The sequence below is a fragment of the Xenorhabdus bovienii SS-2004 genome (genome assembly GCF_000027225.1).
Classification (GTDB): Bacteria; Pseudomonadota; Gammaproteobacteria; order Enterobacterales; family Enterobacteriaceae; genus Xenorhabdus; species Xenorhabdus bovienii_C.
Map to the genome: position 1 here is coordinate 283,498 of NC_013892.1, position 16,696 is coordinate 300,193.

At 57.8% G+C, this 16,696-nt stretch carries 8 protein-coding genes and 3 pseudogenes; 10 read left to right on the forward strand and 1 reads right to left on the reverse strand.

The window, feature by feature from the left end:
- Position 1: 1 nt before the first annotated feature.
- The 10 genes and pseudogenes from tssA to XBJ1_RS22230 all read left to right on the forward strand — a co-directional run.
- Positions 2-1,438, forward strand: a complete 1,437-nt coding sequence (gene tssA, locus XBJ1_RS01210) for a type VI secretion system protein TssA (RefSeq protein WP_012986888.1) — start codon at positions 2-4, stop codon at positions 1,436-1,438.
- Positions 1,435-5,004, forward strand: coding sequence for a type VI secretion system membrane subunit TssM (gene tssM, locus XBJ1_RS01215; RefSeq protein ID WP_012986889.1), 3,570 nt, complete (start codon positions 1,435-1,437; stop codon positions 5,002-5,004). Before tssA ends, tssM begins: the two co-directional genes overlap by 4 nt.
- A gap of 82 nt (positions 5,005-5,086) precedes the next feature.
- Positions 5,087-6,478, forward strand: coding sequence for a VasL domain-containing protein (locus tag XBJ1_RS01220; protein ID WP_012986890.1), 1,392 nt, complete (start codon positions 5,087-5,089; stop codon positions 6,476-6,478).
- Between the two features lie 15 nt (positions 6,479-6,493).
- A pseudogene (locus XBJ1_RS01225) lies at positions 6,494-8,692 on the forward strand (type VI secretion system tip protein VgrG); the annotation flags it as partial.
- A gap of 387 nt (positions 8,693-9,079) precedes the next feature.
- Complete coding sequence (locus XBJ1_RS22225) at positions 9,080-9,565, forward strand: lysozyme (RefSeq protein ID WP_038179876.1); 486 nt, start codon at positions 9,080-9,082, stop codon at positions 9,563-9,565.
- A complete protein-coding gene (locus tag XBJ1_RS18935) occupies positions 9,559-9,924 on the forward strand; it encodes a hypothetical protein (protein ID WP_012986892.1) in 366 nt (121 codons plus the stop codon). The genes XBJ1_RS22225 and XBJ1_RS18935 overlap by 7 nt, the downstream gene beginning before the upstream one ends.
- 268 nt (positions 9,925-10,192) lie before the next feature.
- Positions 10,193-10,648: a DcrB-related protein gene (locus XBJ1_RS01240; RefSeq protein WP_012986893.1), complete on the forward strand. Its 456-nt coding sequence runs from the start codon at positions 10,193-10,195 to the stop codon at positions 10,646-10,648.
- Positions 10,649-11,196: 548 nt separating this feature from the next.
- A complete protein-coding gene (locus XBJ1_RS01245) occupies positions 11,197-15,240 on the forward strand; it encodes an RHS repeat-associated core domain-containing protein (protein ID WP_232503297.1) in 4,044 nt (1,347 codons plus the stop codon).
- Complete coding sequence (locus XBJ1_RS01250; protein ID WP_143827611.1) at positions 15,233-15,667, forward strand: hypothetical protein; 435 nt, start codon at positions 15,233-15,235, stop codon at positions 15,665-15,667. Before XBJ1_RS01245 ends, XBJ1_RS01250 begins: the two co-directional genes overlap by 8 nt.
- Positions 15,668-15,755: 88 nt before the next feature.
- Positions 15,756-15,914, forward strand: a pseudogene (locus tag XBJ1_RS22230) (DNA primase); the annotation flags it as partial.
- A gap of 29 nt (positions 15,915-15,943) precedes the next feature.
- Here the strand turns inward: XBJ1_RS22230 and tnpC are convergent.
- Positions 15,944-16,678, reverse strand: a pseudogene (gene tnpC, locus XBJ1_RS01260) (IS66 family transposase); the annotation flags it as partial.
- Positions 16,679-16,696: the final 18 nt, after the last annotated feature.

Genomic DNA, 16,696 nt, shown 5'->3' on the forward strand with positions numbered 1-16,696 from the left:
CATGGACATCAGAACACAATTCGACTGGTTCGGCGCCCTGCTGGCGCCCCTGTCCGACGAACAGACGGGCAAGGCACTGAGTGAGAGTGATCCCGCCTGGGAATTCATCGACGGCGAGATGGTCAAATTCGGCTCGCTGTCACATGGCACGCTGGAAGTTGACGCCCTCCAGCGACAGGCCTTGCAACTTTTCAGCGAGCACAGCAAGGACTTCCGGCTGATGGTTCACCTGCTGCGGACTTTGCAGCATGCCGGCCACCCTGCCGAGCTGATTCTGGCGATAGAGCTGCTGACAGAGTACGTAAAAAACTACTGGGAAAAAGCCTGGCCGGTCAAACCGGTATTGAAGCGCCGGCTGGCACAGCAGGTGATCAAACGGTTTGAATCGGCCCAGTCGAGCTTCACTGATCAGGCCAGTAAAAGCCAGCGCGACGAGGCACAAGGCGCTCTGGCTCATCTGGCTCAGTGCTGGCACGCCAGTGAGCCCGACCTTGCGAAAGACGTCGATCAACTGCGTACCCGCTATAACCGCCAGCCAGAGGCACGAACGGCGCCGACACAGACGGCACCTACCACCCCTGAAGCGGCGTCGGTAGCTCCGTCGCCTCAGTCTCCTGAACAGGCGCCGATGCCTGAGGTGGCGGTCAACAGTTCCAGTGATAAAGCATGGAAACAAACCCTGATGACGGTGGCGGATCTGCTGTGTGAACGGTATCCCGAATCCCCGATTGGCTATAGCCTGCGCCGCCATGCGGTCTGGCACACCATTACCACGGCGCCGATGGCGAACGCCACAGGCAAAACGCCGCTGGCGCCGGCGTCGGCGGATCGTACCGCCGATTATCTGGCGCGACTGCCGACGGCGGATAACAAATTGCTGGCGCAAATTGAGCAGAGCTTAGCCCTCGCCCCTTACTGGCTGGACGGCCATGCCATTGCCGCCCAAGCGGCGGAACAACGCGGCTACAGCCGCGTTGCGCAGGCCATGCGTGACGAACTGAAGGCGTTTTTGGCTCGGCTGCCTGTACTGAAAACCTTAAGTTTTTCCGACCTGAGTCCGTTTATTTCTCCTGACACTCTGGACTGGCTCACGCCGGAACCCGACACCAGCGGAAGCCCGGGAGCCGCGTCGGCCGATCAGGAAGCCATCTGGCACTGCTTCCAGCAGCAAGGGCTGGAAGCCGCCCTTCAGATGCTGGAAGAACACCAGCAGTCACTGACGGAGCCCCGGGATCAATTCTATGGTCAGTTGTTCACTGCCCAACTGCTTGAAGAAGCGGGCATGACCGCACTGGCACACCAGCATTACCGGAACTTGTTACACACGGGACAACACATGTTACTCACTGAATGGGAACCCAGCCTGCTGACCCTGCTGGCTGAAAAAATACCTTCGCCTGCGAAGGATACTGCGTCACACAGGAGCGTTAACACATGAAATGGCCCTCTTTGTCATCCTTGGCGCCGTTGAAATCAGCCTTGCCGGCGCTGTCAAAATTTAAATCCCTGCCGCGTCTCAAGGCCACGATGGCGCTGGCTCTGGCCCTTATCCCCTGCCTGCTGCTGATCGCGGTCTGGGTGTGGGGGCCGGAATGGAAACTGCGCAACGATACCCCGCTGGACAGTCTGGCGGCGCGCTGGCTGGCGACCGCTCTCATCATCCTGATGGTGCTGCTCTGGATCGGCATCAAAGCGTGGCGTCGCCTGCGCCAGCTGGAAAAACTCAACCTGGACGTCGAGCTGAAAGGGGTTGATCCGGTGCGGGTCGATATCGAGCACCAGGCTCGTTACCTTGATCACTGGAAAGCCCAGCTACAACGCCATCTGGACAGCTATAACTACCTGTATCAGCGTCCGTGGTACATGATGGTCGGCAGCCAGCAGAGCGGCAAAACCACGCTGATCAAGGAAGGCTATAAACTGTCCGACATCGCGGCGCCGGAATACCTGCGTCAGGATGGCGACATTGCGCTGCGGCTGCGCTGCTGGCTGGGAGAGAAAGCGGTCATCATCGATCCCGATGGCGGCCTGATTGACCAGCCGGTGCCGGTCAACAGTGACAAACCGCAGATCAACAGCCGCCTGTGGGAATCCCTGCTGAACTGGCTGACGGAAAACCGCCAGCGCCAGCCGCTTAACGGCATTATTCTGACCGTCGATACCCTGCGCCTGCTGACCGACAACCGGGAGCAACGCGATCGCTACGTGCGGGAAATCCACCAGCGCCTGCAAAACCTCCGTCTGACCTTCCACAGCCAGCTGCCGCTCTATCTGGTCATGACCAAAATAGACCTGCTGCACGGCTTCGAAGCGATGTACCCGTCGCTGGATCGCCGGCAGCGTGACCAGATCCTCGGCGTGACTTTCAGCCTCAATAACCGGGATGAAAAAGCCTGGCACAGCGAGCTGGCGCAGTTCTGGCAGCAGTGGATGGCCAACCTCAACGGGGCGATGCCGGACATGATGCTCAACGGCGTCGATGCCGGCCAGCGCAGCGCTCTGTTCAGCTTTACCCGGCAGGTGCAGGGGCTGCACAGCTATATCGCGCAGATGCTGGAAGACATCCTGTACAACGATGAACACCACCGCCCGATGCTGCGCGGTGTCTACCTGACCTCCGCCCGTCAGGTCGGCCAGATGGATGACTTGTTCACCCAGTCCGCCTCAGCCCAGTATCACCTCGGCTCGCAGGCGTTCCCGACCTGGCCGGCGGGCGATACCCTGCCGTATTTTACCCAGTCCCTGTTTGAGGAAGTGCTGCTGGCTGAGCCGAACCTCGCCGCGGAAAACCGCCTCTGGCTGAGCCGCAACCGCCGCCAGCTGTACACCTTCGCCACGATCAGTGCCTTAGTCATCGCGGCCATGTGGGGCGGCTGGCATTATTTCTACCAGAAAAACTACCGGGCCGGGGAAGAAGTGCTGGCGCAGGCGAAAAACTTCCTGTCCGTGCCGCCGCCGGACGGGGATGACCGTTACGGCAACCTCCAGCTGCCGCTGCTGAACCCGATCCGGGATGCCACTCTGGCCTACGGCAACTACCACGAGAAAAAATCCTTCCTGACCGACATGGCGCTGTATCAGGGGGACGGGGTCGGGCCGTATGTGGAAGGCACCTACCTGAAACTGCTGGAGCAGCGTTTCCTGCCGTCGCTGATGCAGGGGCTGCTGGACGACCTGAATCGGGCGCCGGCCGGCAGTGAGGAAAAACTCGAGATCCTGCGGGTGATGCGCATGATGGAAGACGGCAGCAAGCGTAACAACGGCTTGGTCGGGCAGTACATGCGGGCGCGCTGGAGCAAGGCGTTCCACGGCCAGCGGGATTTACAGGCGCAGCTGCTGACCCATCTGGATTACGCTCTGGCCCATACCGACTGGAAGGGGCAGCGCGACAAGGACAATCAGGATGCCCTCGCCCGCTTTGCGCCGTTTATTAAGCCGATGAAGCAGGCCCAGCAGGAGCTGAGTGCCCTGACCATCAACCAGCGGGTTTACCAGAACCTGCGCCTGAAGGCCCAGGATACCCTGTCCGCCCCGGTTAACCTGCGTGACCAGATTGGGCCGAGTTTTGACAGCGTGTTTATTGCCGGCAACGAAAGCCGGCTGGTGATCCCGCAGTTCCTGACCCGCCACGGCCTGACGGATTACTTTGTCCGGCAGGACAAGGAGCTGGTCGAACTGACCGAGATGGACAGCTGGGTGCTGAACCTGCCGCTGAAAACCAATAAGTACAGCGACACCGATCAGGGGAATATCCAGCGTGAGATCACCGAACTGTATGTCGGGGATTATACCGCGACCTGGCGGGCGGCGATGAACAATCTGGAAGTGCGGGACTTTGAGGATCTGCCGCAGGCCATCAGCGCCATCGAGCAGGTGATCAGCGGCGAACAGCCGATCAAGCGCGCGCTGCAAATCCTCAGTGACAACACCCGGCCGCCGGAGCTGGTGAGTGGGCTGAGCGACAAGGAAAAACAGGCGCTGCTGGCGCAGTCGGATTACCGGCTGTTAAACCGCATCAGCCGGGACTTTGCGCCGGAAACCGGGGTGCTGGTTGAGCACGGCGACAAGGGCAGTGCCCTGCAAAGCGTTTACCAGAAACTGATGGCACTGCACCGTTACCTGCTGGCTATCCAGAACTCGCCGGTGCCGGGCAAGGCGGCATTGCAGGCGGTGCAGCTGCGGCTGGACCAGAACAACAGCGACGCGATATTTGAAGTGCAGCAGATGGCGAAAAACCTGCCGGAGCCGCTGAACCGCTGGGTCGGTGATCTGGCCGAGCAGGCGTGGCGGGTGGTGATGATGGAAGCGGTGCGCTCGCTGGAAGTGGAATGGAATGAGTCGGTGGTCAAACAGTATAAAACCTACCTGGCCGGCCGGTATCCGTTCAACCCGGCGGCCACCGAAGACGTACCGCTGAGTGAGTTTGACCGTTTCTTCCGGCCGGACGGCACGCTGGATACCTTCTATAAGCAGAGCCTGAAACCGTTCGTGGAAAACAACCTGACCACCGGCACCGACGGGCGTGAGCTTATCCGGGCGGATGTGCTGAAACAGCTGGCGATGGCGGACCGTATCCGCACCACCTTCTTCACCCCGCAGAACGGGCTGGGCACGGCGTTTGCCATCGAGCCGGTGAGCCTGACCGGCAACAAACGCCGCGGTCTGCTGAACCTCGACGGCCAGCTGGTGGATTACGCGCACGGGCGCAGCAACGTGGCGCATCTGGTGTGGCCGAACTCGATGCGGGCGGGCACGGAAAGCCGGCTGACCCTGATGCCGGACCGGAGCAACGCGGCGCCGCGCAGCCTGAGCTTCACCGGCCCGTGGGCGCAGCTGCGGCTGATTAACAGCGGCAAGCTGACCAACGTGCAGCCGGGGGCGTTTGACGTGCGCTTCGCGGTAGACGGCGGCGAGATAACCTACCGCATTTACGTGGACGAATCGGACAACCCGTTTGCGGGCGGCCTGTTCAGCCAGTTCAGACTGCCGGACACCCTCTACTGAGCGGCGGGTGTCAGTCAGTATTCAGCAAGAACCATCCCCCCTGCCTCCGGGCGGGGGTTTTTTAAAAGAGGAAGGCCAGAGCATGAGCGAACACCCTGAGAATTTAATCATCCGGGCCGGCGGCAGTCCGCAGAATCTGCCGGAATTTGCGGTTATCCGCGACGAAATCAACAAAATCAGCCACCCGGCGCAGCCGGAAGTGAACTGGGTGCTGGTGGAATCGCTGTCACTGACCCTGTTCCGCCGTAACGGGGTCGATTTGCAGACGGCGATTTACTACACGCTGGCGCGGATGCAGCTCAATGGGCTGGCGGGCTTTACCGAAGGCTGTGAACTGCTGGCCGGGGTGATAGTCAGTGAGTGGGACGCCCTGTGGCCGCCGCAGCCGGCGGTGCGCACGGATTTACTGGAATGGTTCCACACCCGCACCGGCAGCCAGCTGCGCCAGATGGATTTCGGCACCGGCGACCTGCGGATGATTTACCGGGCGGAGCGGGCGTTGCAGCTGATTATCGACCGGTTGCAGCAGTCCGACCTGAAACGGCTGCCGCGGGTGGAGAACCTGCTGTGGTTCTTCCAGAACGCGGCGAAAAAACTGGAAAAACCGCGGCCGGCCGCGAAACCGGTTCAGTCGCCGGTGCAGATGCCGCCGCTGGTCTACCTGTCCCAGTCCGACACCGAGCCGGAAATACCTCCGCCGTCCGCACCGCCACGGCCTGACCGCCCGCCGGAAGCGGACAGCCCGCGGGTGCGGGTGCAGTTTCCTGAGCCGCCGCGGGGTTGGAATGCGTGGCAGGGTTTTGGCCTCGGCGCAGTACTCGGCCTGCTGGTGCTGGTCGGGGGGTGGCTGTTGTTCTATAAACCGCTGCAACAGCAGCTCAGCGCTATCACGGCGTCCCCGGCGGGTGCCCGGCTGGCGTGGCTGACCGAGCCCGCCCTGGCGGGCTATCAGGGCCAGCTGGACCGGCTGGCGGAAACCCCCCTGCTGGCGACGTGGGACGCGGCCCGCACGCTGACCGGCACGGCAGCGCAGCAGTGGCCGGATTCGGCTGAGCAAAAGAACGCCACCCATCAGTGGACACAGGCGATGACCGCCCGTATCGACAGTATCCCGCTGAAAGGCAGCTGGCACACCACCCGCGACCAGCTCCAGCAACTGGCCGACAAAATCCTGTTGCAGGAGCGTACCCGGGGCAGCTTCACGCTCTCGTACCTGAAAACCGCGGTCTATGACCTCCAGCGCAGCCACGGCAGCGAGGTGCCGCTGGAAGAACTGCTGCGCCAGCTCAACGGCCGGGTGGTGAACGGGGAACCCGTGCCGCCGGTGCTGCTGAAAGGCATTGATGACCGCTTTAACGCCCTGCTCGGCCGCTATGACCGGCTGCGTCAGGCGGCCGAAAATCCGGCTGAAAAACAGGCCGGGAAACAGACCACCCACCATGAGTCCACCGTCATCCCTGACGGCGGGCATTAATCAGGGAGACAGACGATGTCGATGAAAAAGAATATGGCAAAACTGAAGAAAGGGCGGGCGCTGATCCAGCAGGGACAGCAGGCCGCCCAGCTGGCAAAACACGTCACTGGTAAGCTGGGGGGCGGCCTTGGCGGCGCAGCCGCAGGCACCGCCGGCTTAATTCCGGGCGGCGGCTTTGGCGGGGGTATCGGGGGCGGCTCAGCAGGCACCGGCGCGGCGGGCTTAATCCCGGGCGGTGGCTTTGGCGGCGGATTGGGTGGTGCCGGGGGGGGAGCCGGGCAGGGACTGGCCGCGCGGGCGGCGAGTGGTCAGAGCGGGGCGGCCAAGGCGCTGCAAAAAGCCGGCCAGTTATTGGGCGGCGGGGGGGGCATGGCCCCGAGCGGGCTGCAGTTTACCCTGACGGCGGGCGGCCTGCCGCCGGAAACCTTTGTCGTGACGGACTTCGCCCTGACGGAAGGCTTTTCCCGGCCGTTCAGCCTGCATGTCGGGCTGGCGAGTGCCGACCCGGCGATTGACTTTCCGGCGGTGCTCGACCGCAGCGCGACCCTGACCATTCTGCAGGAGGGGGTGGAGCAGCGCAGTATCACCGGGATAGTGGCGCGTTTCGAGCAGGGCAACACCGGCTTGCACCAGACCACCTACCAGATGAGCCTCTACCCGGATTTGTGGCGCACCACCCTGCGGCAGAACTCGCGTATCTTCCAGCAGCTGGACATCGCCGCTATCCTCACCACGCTTTTGAAAGAGCACGGTATCCGCGACGTGGTGTTCAGCCTGCGCCATCCGCATCCGGCGCGGGAATTCTGCGTGCAATATCAGGAAAGCGACTTTGCCTTCCTCCAGCGGCTGACCGCGGAAGAGGGCATCTTTTATTTCTTCGAATGCGGTAACGGCCGTAACACGCTGGTGTTTGCCGATGACGCCGGCTCCGTGCCGCCGGGCATTGTGCTGGCGTACCAGCCGGGGGAAGGCAGCACGACGGGCACACCGTCGGTGGGCAGCTTTACCTGCAGTGCGCAGGTGCGCCCGGCACAGGTGCAGCTCAAGGACTACACCTTCAAAAACCCGGCGTGGCCGGCAGAATTCAGCCAGCAGATGAAGGAAGACACCTTACAGCAGATGTACTACGAGCACTACGACTACCCGGGGCGGTTTAAGGACGAAGCCCACGGCCAGGCCTTCACCCGCTACCGGCTGGAAGCGCTGCGCAGTGACGCGGTGACGGGACAGGCCAGCGGGCAGGCCATTGCCGTGCAACCGGGCAAATTATTTACCCTGTTTAACCACCCGCGTGAAGACCTGAACCAGCCGTGGCAGGTGGTGGGCGCGAGCCACACCGGCAGCCAGCCGCAGGCGCGGGAAACCGCCAGCAGCGACAGCGGCACCACGCTGCACAGCCAGTTCAGCTTCATCCGCCACAACCAGCACTGGCGGCCGGCCCCGTTGCCGAAACCGACCATTGACGGCCCGCAGATTGCCAAGGTGGTGGGGCCGGCCGGGGAAGAAATCTTCTGTGACCAGTACGGGCGCATCCGGCTGCAGTTCCCGTGGGACCGATACGGAAAAAGCGACGACCAGAGTTCGTGCTGGATACGGGTGAGCCAGCCGTGGGCCGGGCAGGGCTGGGGCATGCTGGCGATTCCGCGCATCGGTCAGGAAGTGGTGGTGGACTTCCTGCACGGCGACCCGGACCAGCCGATTGTGACCGGCAGAACGTATCACGCCAGTAACATCCCACCGGGCGCGCTGCCGGGCAGCAAGACCCAGATGGCGTTCCGCTCCAAGACCCACAAGGGGGAGGGGTATAACGAACTGCTGTTTGAGGATGCGAAGGGCAGTGAAAGGCTGGCGCTGCATGCGCAGAAGGACATGCACACCACGGTGAAAGATAACCAGAGCCTGGTGGTGGAGGCGGGTGACCGCACGCTGACTGTCCAGACGGGGGATGAGCACAAAACCGTTAAACAGGGCAATCTGACGGAGACCATCTGCCAAACCCGCAGCACCGAGGCCAACGTGATACAGGTGAAGGCGAAGGCGGGCAAAGCGGGGCTGGGAACGCAGCTGTATCAGGCTGAGGATAATATCACTCTGCAGGTGGGTAAGGGTAGCATCGAGATGACACCGGAGCATATCCGGGTGGCATTTGGCTCATCGGTTATCCTGCTGAACAGCAGCGGAGTCTTTGTGGATGGCCCGGCTATTGGGTTGAACAACGGCAGTGCAGGAGCGGGACTGCCGCCGGCCGCCGCAGACGGGGGTGACAGTGCTTCGGAGAGTGGAAGTTTGCTTCCGGCAGCGGTGATGGCGGCGGGTCTGGGACCGATGGGGATGGCGGCTCTGGGATCGATGGGGCTGATTTCTTCCGCGTCGGCGGCAACGCCAGCATCAGCACCAAGACCTATGCCCACTCCCGCCGATGGGGCAGGGAGACAGGCAGCACCTGCTGACTCTCAGGCAACGCCAGCATCCGCTCCAAGATCTATGCCTGTTCCAGTCAATGGGGCAGGGCGACAAGCAGTACCTGCTGGTTCTCAGGTAGCGGCACCATCAGCACCCCCTGTATCTGCAACTAATTTAACCACCAGCACGAAAAAGACCATGGGACAAGATGGACTGGATTTATTAAAAGGTATCGAGTCATTGAGATTAAAACCTTATGATGACCAGACAGGGAAAACCGTCACCAAATGGACTAAAGGCGCTACAATTGGCTATGGTAAATTAATTGAGAAGAAAGACTGGGATACCTATAAAGACGGTATTACCGAAGATGAGGCTGAGGAGTTATTTAAAAAGACACTGGCACCTTTTGAGAAAACCGTTAATGACGGAATTACAAAAGAGATAAACCAGAATCAGTTTGATGCCTTAACCATGTTTGCATATAACATTGGTGCAAAAGGATTCAATGATTCATCTGTTCTAAAACTGGTAAATGATGAAAATGCCAAAACCGACTATGACACGCTGGATGATGCCTGGAAGGCTTGGAATAAATCGCAAGGCAAAGTTAATCAGGGCGTAATAAACAGACGCGCAGCTGAGTTAAAAATCTATAACGAAGGAGTTTATGAAAGATGGTAAAGAAATCACTTTTATCCTTCTTAGGTGTCATGTTGCTGGCATGCTCATCTATGTTATTTGCGGCTTATACTGATGTGTTCGAAACAAAGACATATCATATTACCATTAATGTGCTTTGCCCAGAAGGAAACGTCAGTTGTGACAATGTGATCTATACGGGGGTAAGAAAGAAAGATAATGCCTCCATAACACTGAAAGGAACCACTCTAAATAAAGACTGTAATACAGGAACATGCGATTTTTATGGGTATGAATTTAAAAATAAAGATGTGACATACACAATCTATCAATATGGTTCATTGGAAATTTCAAAAAAAGGAGAAGTCATTTTCTCAGAGGATAGAATTTCTAAAGAGTAATTGATATTTCTGCCAGTAGTTATCACTGGCAGATGATGATTTTTTTCTTATATGAAATCAGAATTTGAAAGAGAAAATTACGATGTTTTTTCTCCTGCTAATGAGTCTCAGATTCAACGGCGGCCTGAGCAGTTCCGAACACCATCATGATATCTAGCTGAAAACTTGCAGTCCGGCGAGCCGCAGTTCAGTCCGCCGGATATCTTGACCCGCATTAATAACATACCGATTTTTATTTTGAAACGGTAAGCAATAAAAAGGATTGACCATGAGTGACCCGCTTGACCTTTCTCCCTTCCACTTCAACGCCGGCACTATCAAATTGCCGGCCAGCTGGCAGGATTCGAGCATTCTGGTGCTGAACAGCCCGGATGATAAAAACGGCACCAGCTTTACCATTTCCCGCGACAGCCTGCCGTGGGGGTTAGCATTCAACCAGTTTGCCGAGCGGGAAATGACCGCGATTGGCAAACAGCTTAAGGACTATGAGGTTCTGGCCCACGAGGCCGGCGAACTGAACGGCCATGAAACCGAGACGTTTGAGTTCCGCTGGCGGGCGCCGAGTGGCCCGGTACATCAGCTGATGATGATGCTCAACGCGCCCGGTCAGGTGTTGATATTCACCGGCACCTGTCAGGGGGAAATGACCCCGGCTCAGAAGGCGCAGATGCAGGCGATGATGGCGACGTTCCAGCTGCGCAGTGAGCAGAAGGGCAGCGAATAACAGGGAGAGACAACATGAGTGTTTCACAGAATGTCATGATGGGGGCGGCAGCGGCACAACGGCCGTCCCCACCCCCCGCAACCAACCGCCGTCCGTCGCCGGCCCAGGGGGACAGAAGGGTGCCGGCCCCGCCCCGGACAGAAAAATCCACCTCGGATAAGACATTAGAATTCCTGCAAAGTGAGACGTTTGAGAATGCGACGCTGGCAACCAGTGGTACCTTTGCGGTTGCCACCGGGGCGGCGGTACCTTTTGCGGTGGGATTGGCGGCCGGTGCGGCCGGTGCAGCGGCGGGGGCGTATGTCGGCGATAAAATCGGCCATGCTATCGCGGCGGGCATGGGCATGAGTACGGTGGCGACAGAAGGGGAAAATCCGGCCCGGGAAGGGGATGCGATAGCGCACCAGAACAAGAATGCGGGTTTGTGGGGCGCATTGGGCGGTATCTTGTTGGGGGCGGTGGCGGCCATCGCGGTGGCGGCGCTGGTCATCGCCACCGGAGGGGCGGCGCTGGTTGTTGTGGCCGCGGCGGCGGCGGCCGGCGGCTTTGTGGGCGGGGCATGTGCGGGTATTGGCGCCGCCATCGGCCAGTATGGCAGCAATACGGGCACCATTGTTGCGGGGTCACCGGATGTGTTCTTTGAGGGCAAGCCGGTGGCCCGGGTCGGCGACCCGGTCGCGTGCAGTGACCACCCGCCCGGCGTGATAGCCGAAGGGGCCAAGACCGTCTTTGCCAATGGGCAGGGGATTGCCCGGCTGGGCCACCGCACCACCTGTGACGCCAATATCAACAGTGCGGCCGGGTCGATTTCCATTACCCAGGCCACCGATGGCAAATATCCTATCATGGAAGAAAGCAACAAAGGTTTGCAGTGGGCGGTGGTGATTGCCGGACTGCTGCCGTTGCCGCGTAATAAGAAAGGCGTCACCAAGTCTGATAAACCCAAGGAATCGACGCAAAAGAATAGTAAAAAGCCCAAGGAAGAGGATTGCTGTGGTGATCCGGTGGACATGGCGACGGGGGATTTTCTGCAACAATGGCCGCTGCTTTCCCTGCCGGGCACCTTACCGTTGTCACTGACCCGAACCTACCGCTCGACGGCGGATTTTGCCGGGCTGTTCGGGGCAAAATGGGCGGATGACTGGTCACAGCACCTTGTTCTCGACGGTGAAGCGACGCGATTTACCGATGCGGACGGTGTGGTCTACACCTTCCATACGCCGGAGGAAAAAGTCTTCTCGGTCAACCTGCATGCCGGGCATTACCTGCTGTTTGGGGAATTGCGTGGCAGTCTGCACCTGTTTGACCGCCAGACCCAGCTGACCCTGAGCTTTGAGCAGCGGGATGGCAAACGCCGTTTGTTGTCCGCTATTAGCGATCGCTATGACAACCGTATCACGTTCCATTATGACGACTTGAACGATGAGGGGATCCCTCAGTTGGCACAGGTGACGCATTCTGACGGCTACCGTCTGTTGCTGGATTATCACCAGCACCGGCTGGTGACCGTGGAGTACCTGACGGACGAACTGCGCCAGCGACTGGTCACCTGCCAGTATGACGAACAGGGCTACCTGTCGGAATGTGCGACCTTCCAGCACAGCCACCTGTGGCATGAATATGATACTCACGGTCACATGACCCGCTGGCATGATGCGGATGCGACCGATGTGTCAATGGGCTATGACACCCGGGGCAGGGTGGTGTCGGTTTCTACCCCGCAGGGCTACTGGCAGGATCGTTTTCTGTATGACGAAGTCAACCGGGTGACCACGTATCGGGATGCGGAAGGGGGTTGCACCCGCTATTGGTATAACGGGGACGGTCAAATCACCCGTAAGCTTGACCCGCTGGAACGTGAAACCGTTCTGGAGTGGGACTTGAGCCATAAGCTCTCGGAAACCGATCCGCTGGGCAGAAAAACCACGTTCGAGTACAGCCCGTACGGTGAACTGACCCAACTGACGTTGCCTGCCGGTGAGGTGTTTATCTATGATTACGATGAGTACGGCCAGCTGGTGCAGGCCACACTGCCGGCGGGCAAAAGCTGGGGGTTTCACTACAGCGAACAGGGCGCCCTGGATGCGGTGACCGACCCACAGGGACGGCGGGAAGAATACCGTTATAACCTGCATGGAGAACTGCTGCGCCGGGTATTGCCGGACGGGACGCAGTGGCGTTATGAGTATGAGCAGCACCGGTTGCATCAGGTGTTGCAACCCAATGGGTATACCACCCGTTATGATCAGGACGGGCTGGGACGGCTGCGCGGCGTGACTGATGCGCTGGGGCAGCAGACCCGTTACCAGCACAGTGCGTTTCATGCCAGCCCGGCAGGAAGTGTGACGGAAATTGAGTTACCGGACGGGGTAAAGCAGCACATCGATTATGACAGCGAGCGCCGGGTTACGGCGGTGACGGACGGTGAGGGGAACACCACACGCTATGCGTATGGGGCATTTGATTTGCTGACCCGAATGACCCGGCCGGATGGAACCACGCTGCATTTTGAGTATGACCGCCTAATCCGGCTGAACCGCGTGACGATGGCAACCGGCGAAACATATCGTTATGAACGTGATTTGGCCGGGCAGATTATTCGTGAAACGGATTTTACCGGGCGGACGGTGGAATACATCTATGACCGGGCAGGCCGCCGCACCTTGACGCGTTACCCGAACGGTCAGTTAATCCGTTTTTGTTACACCGCTGAAGACCTACTCAGCCGGCAGGAGCACTGGCTGGCGGGAGCATCGTCTTGTGAGCTGCAGGTAGCCACCGAATACACGTATGACGTCCACCGCCGGTTGACCCGCGCGGTGTCACCGGATGCGGTGGTGGAATTTGACTATGATGAGGCGGGGAACCTGACGGGCGAACGGCTGAATGGCCGGGAAATCAGTCGGGAATGGAATGAACTCACCGGCTTGCCGGCAGTGGAAACCCTTGACGGACATACCCTGCATTTTGACTATAACCGGATGGGCGCACTGACCGGCTTCCGCTTTGACCGGCACAGTCCGTTGACACTGAGCCATGACCCGCTCGGGCGTGAAACGGCGCGTGAAAGTGGTGAAGGCTTCATCCTCGCCAGCCGCTACACCGCCACCGGGATGTTAGCGCATCAGTCGGCAGGCCGGGTCACGGCGATGTTCCGTGAAACCCTGCAACAAAATGACCCCCATTTCCCGCCGCAGGCCACGGCGGTGAACCGCAGCTGGCAGTATGACCGGGCGTATAACCTCCGGGTGATTGATGACGGCCGCTGGGGGCAGACCCGCTACCGTTATAACTCAAATAACCAGATAACCGAGACCCTGTATCAGGGGGCCCGGCCGTATGAGGAGCAGTTCCGCTATGACGCCAATGGCAACCTGAGTCAGCATATTCCGGTGGACGCGCAGGGCGCCGTGACGCAAATTACCCAGCACCAGCAGGCCGGGCGGGTTATCCGGCGCGGTGATGTCAGCTACCGCTATGATGACAGCGGGCGGCTGGTAGAAAAGACCGCACAGCGCGATGGTTTCCGGCCACAAGTGTGGCGCTACCGCTGGGATGCACTGAACCAGCTGACCCAGTGTGAAACCCCGGACGGTTCCCGCTGGTACTATCAGTACGATGCTTTCGGGCGGCGTATCCGCAAACTCAAGGTGCACGACGGAAAACTGGCGGCAGCCAATTTACAGCGCTGGCTGGACGGCAAGCCGGATCTGACGCCGAAACCCCGTACCATGATGGGGCAGGATTACCTGTGGAGCGGGGATCAGCTGATTGAGGAAACGCCATTGTATGCGGATGGCACGCCCGCCGAAGATCAGCGTATCCGCTGGCTGTACGAACCGGGTAAACTTACGCCGTCGGCGCGTTATGAACGGGGTAAATTGCATTACATCGTCAGCGATCATCAGGGTACGCCCCGGGAAATGCTGAACGAGGAAGGCGGGCTGGTGTGGGCACAGCGGCTGACGACGTGGGGCAGGGCGGAGAAATCTCAGGTGCTGGCCTCCAATGATGCGGATTATCACGTTAGCTGCAACCTGCGTTTTGTGGGGCAGTACGAAGACGAGGAAAGTGGGCTATACTATAATCGTTTTCGGTATTATGACCGGGAAACTGGGCAGTACCTGACGCCGGATCCCATTGGCCTATTGGGCGGGCTGAATCCGTATGGGTATGTGCATAATCCGACGAATTTTATCGACCCGCTGGGATTAGCAGGTGAAAACTGTGGAAAACCCAAACCAAATCGACGCCAAGCCTTAAATAAAGCTAAAGATTTAGCCGGAATACCTCGTTCTCAAAAACCAGATAGACAATGGACTGTTGGAAATGATCCAAAACGAAGAGGACAAACCAATTATCAATATTCAGAAGATCTGGGTTCTCATGGTCGCTATTACGAATATAAAGATGCACATGGGCATAAAAAAGTTGTACTTGAACATACGGCTGATCCTAGAGCAACACATCCACATGCCCATGCAGGTCAAGCGAAAACAGGCGCAGACCCAAGAACGTATGACTTTAAAGAGAATAGATATCAGAAAATAACAGACCCTAAAACGGATGATCACCATATTTATTATGAATAGTAAATTAGAAGAAAAAATGCTCTTGGCAAGAGCAAAGAGGTATATCAATAACATTCAAGGGATTGAAAAGATATCTATATCTTTAAGTAATAATGATAAGGAATTTCAGTGGCATAAAGAGATAATCAATAGTATTTTAAAAGGAAAAGAAATACCTGAATGCAAGCTAGAACTTCCTGTATCTGAGGAGGATATTTACTCATATCTGCAATCTAAAATACATATTGGTGAATGTAATAGTTACTACATGTTTTTTGAAGGAATGGTAAAGTTTTCTTTCAATATTATTGATTTAAAGAGATTTTTATCTAGCTGCTATGCATTAAAGAAAACTTTTGATTTGTATGTTTTATTACTAAATCCAATGAAAGTTATTGCAATAAGTGAAGAAGAATACGAGTTAAGTTTTTACAATAAGACTATGTAAATATCATGAAATCAGCCGGAAGATCCCCGTGATCTTCCGACTTTCTTTTTTAAGAGCAGCTCATTCCCTGCCCTTAGTTGCTTTTGTCGTCGCCAAGACCCGTACCCGCCGTGACCACATGAAATATCTCACCTTGATCCAGAGTATCGCGCTGTTGCACCAATACCAGCGGGAAATCAAAACGGCAGAACATCGCGGCAAGACACTGGAATATATCGAAGTGACCAAAGACGATATCCGGCTCGCCGTAAGCGTCAACTGTAAGCGTCAACTAAACTACACCTTGCTTATCACTTTTTTCCAGGGCAGTAGTTTTTCCAGATCCGGGGTGGGTTGGCATAACTCATCCAGGCAAGTCATGACATAATCGAAAGGGATCAATCCATTGGCTTTGGCCGTTTCAATGACGCTGTAGAGGATCGCACTGGCTTGTGCACCGCGCGAGGTATGGCTGAACAGCCACGCCTTTCGCCCGATGACAAACGGTTTGATCGCCCTTTCGGCCCGGTTATTGTCGATTGACAAGCGGCCATCCTCACGATAGCGGATCAGTTTTGCCCATTGATTGCTCAGATAAGTGACGGCCTCACCCAGCTTGCTTTTGGGGATCACCTGGGATCGGGTTTTAACCAGCCAGGCCGATAACTTATCCCAGATAGGAAGCGCTTTTTCCTGGCGGATCCGGTATTTTTCTGCCGGGCTTAACCCCTTGACCTGATGCTCGACCCGGTACAGTGACTGGATCAGGCTCAGCGCGATATCGGCTTTGCCCGTTTTGTTTTTTCCCTGCGCCTGCTTCGCTTCCATAAATTTACGGCGGGCATGGGCCATGCAACCGACCAGCCGGGCACCGGTCTGCTCATAGCCTTGATAGCCATCCACCTGCAGATAACCTTGAAAACCGGCGAGATAGTCAGCAGCGCAGGTGCCTGAACGGCTGGCCTGGTGGTCATACAGCACAATATTCGGTGTGAGCGCCGCCGGTTCGGGGGTATCAGTGCCCACACAATAGGGTCATGTATTAAATGA

Coding starts and splice junctions, on each gene's coding strand:
- tssA (WP_012986888.1), top strand. CDS start 2: ATGGACATCAGAACACAATTCGACTGGTTCGGCGCCCTGCTGGCGCCC.
- XBJ1_RS01240 (WP_012986893.1), top strand. CDS start 10,193: ATGAGTGACCCGCTTGACCTTTCTCCCTTCCACTTCAACGCCGGCACT.
- XBJ1_RS01220 (WP_012986890.1), top strand. CDS start 5,087: ATGAGCGAACACCCTGAGAATTTAATCATCCGGGCCGGCGGCAGTCCG.
- XBJ1_RS18935 (WP_012986892.1), top strand. CDS start 9,559: ATGGTAAAGAAATCACTTTTATCCTTCTTAGGTGTCATGTTGCTGGCA.
- tssM (WP_012986889.1), top strand. CDS start 1,435: ATGAAATGGCCCTCTTTGTCATCCTTGGCGCCGTTGAAATCAGCCTTG.
- XBJ1_RS01250 (WP_143827611.1), top strand. CDS start 15,233: ATGAATAGTAAATTAGAAGAAAAAATGCTCTTGGCAAGAGCAAAGAGG.
- XBJ1_RS22225 (WP_038179876.1), top strand. CDS start 9,080: ATGGGACAAGATGGACTGGATTTATTAAAAGGTATCGAGTCATTGAGA.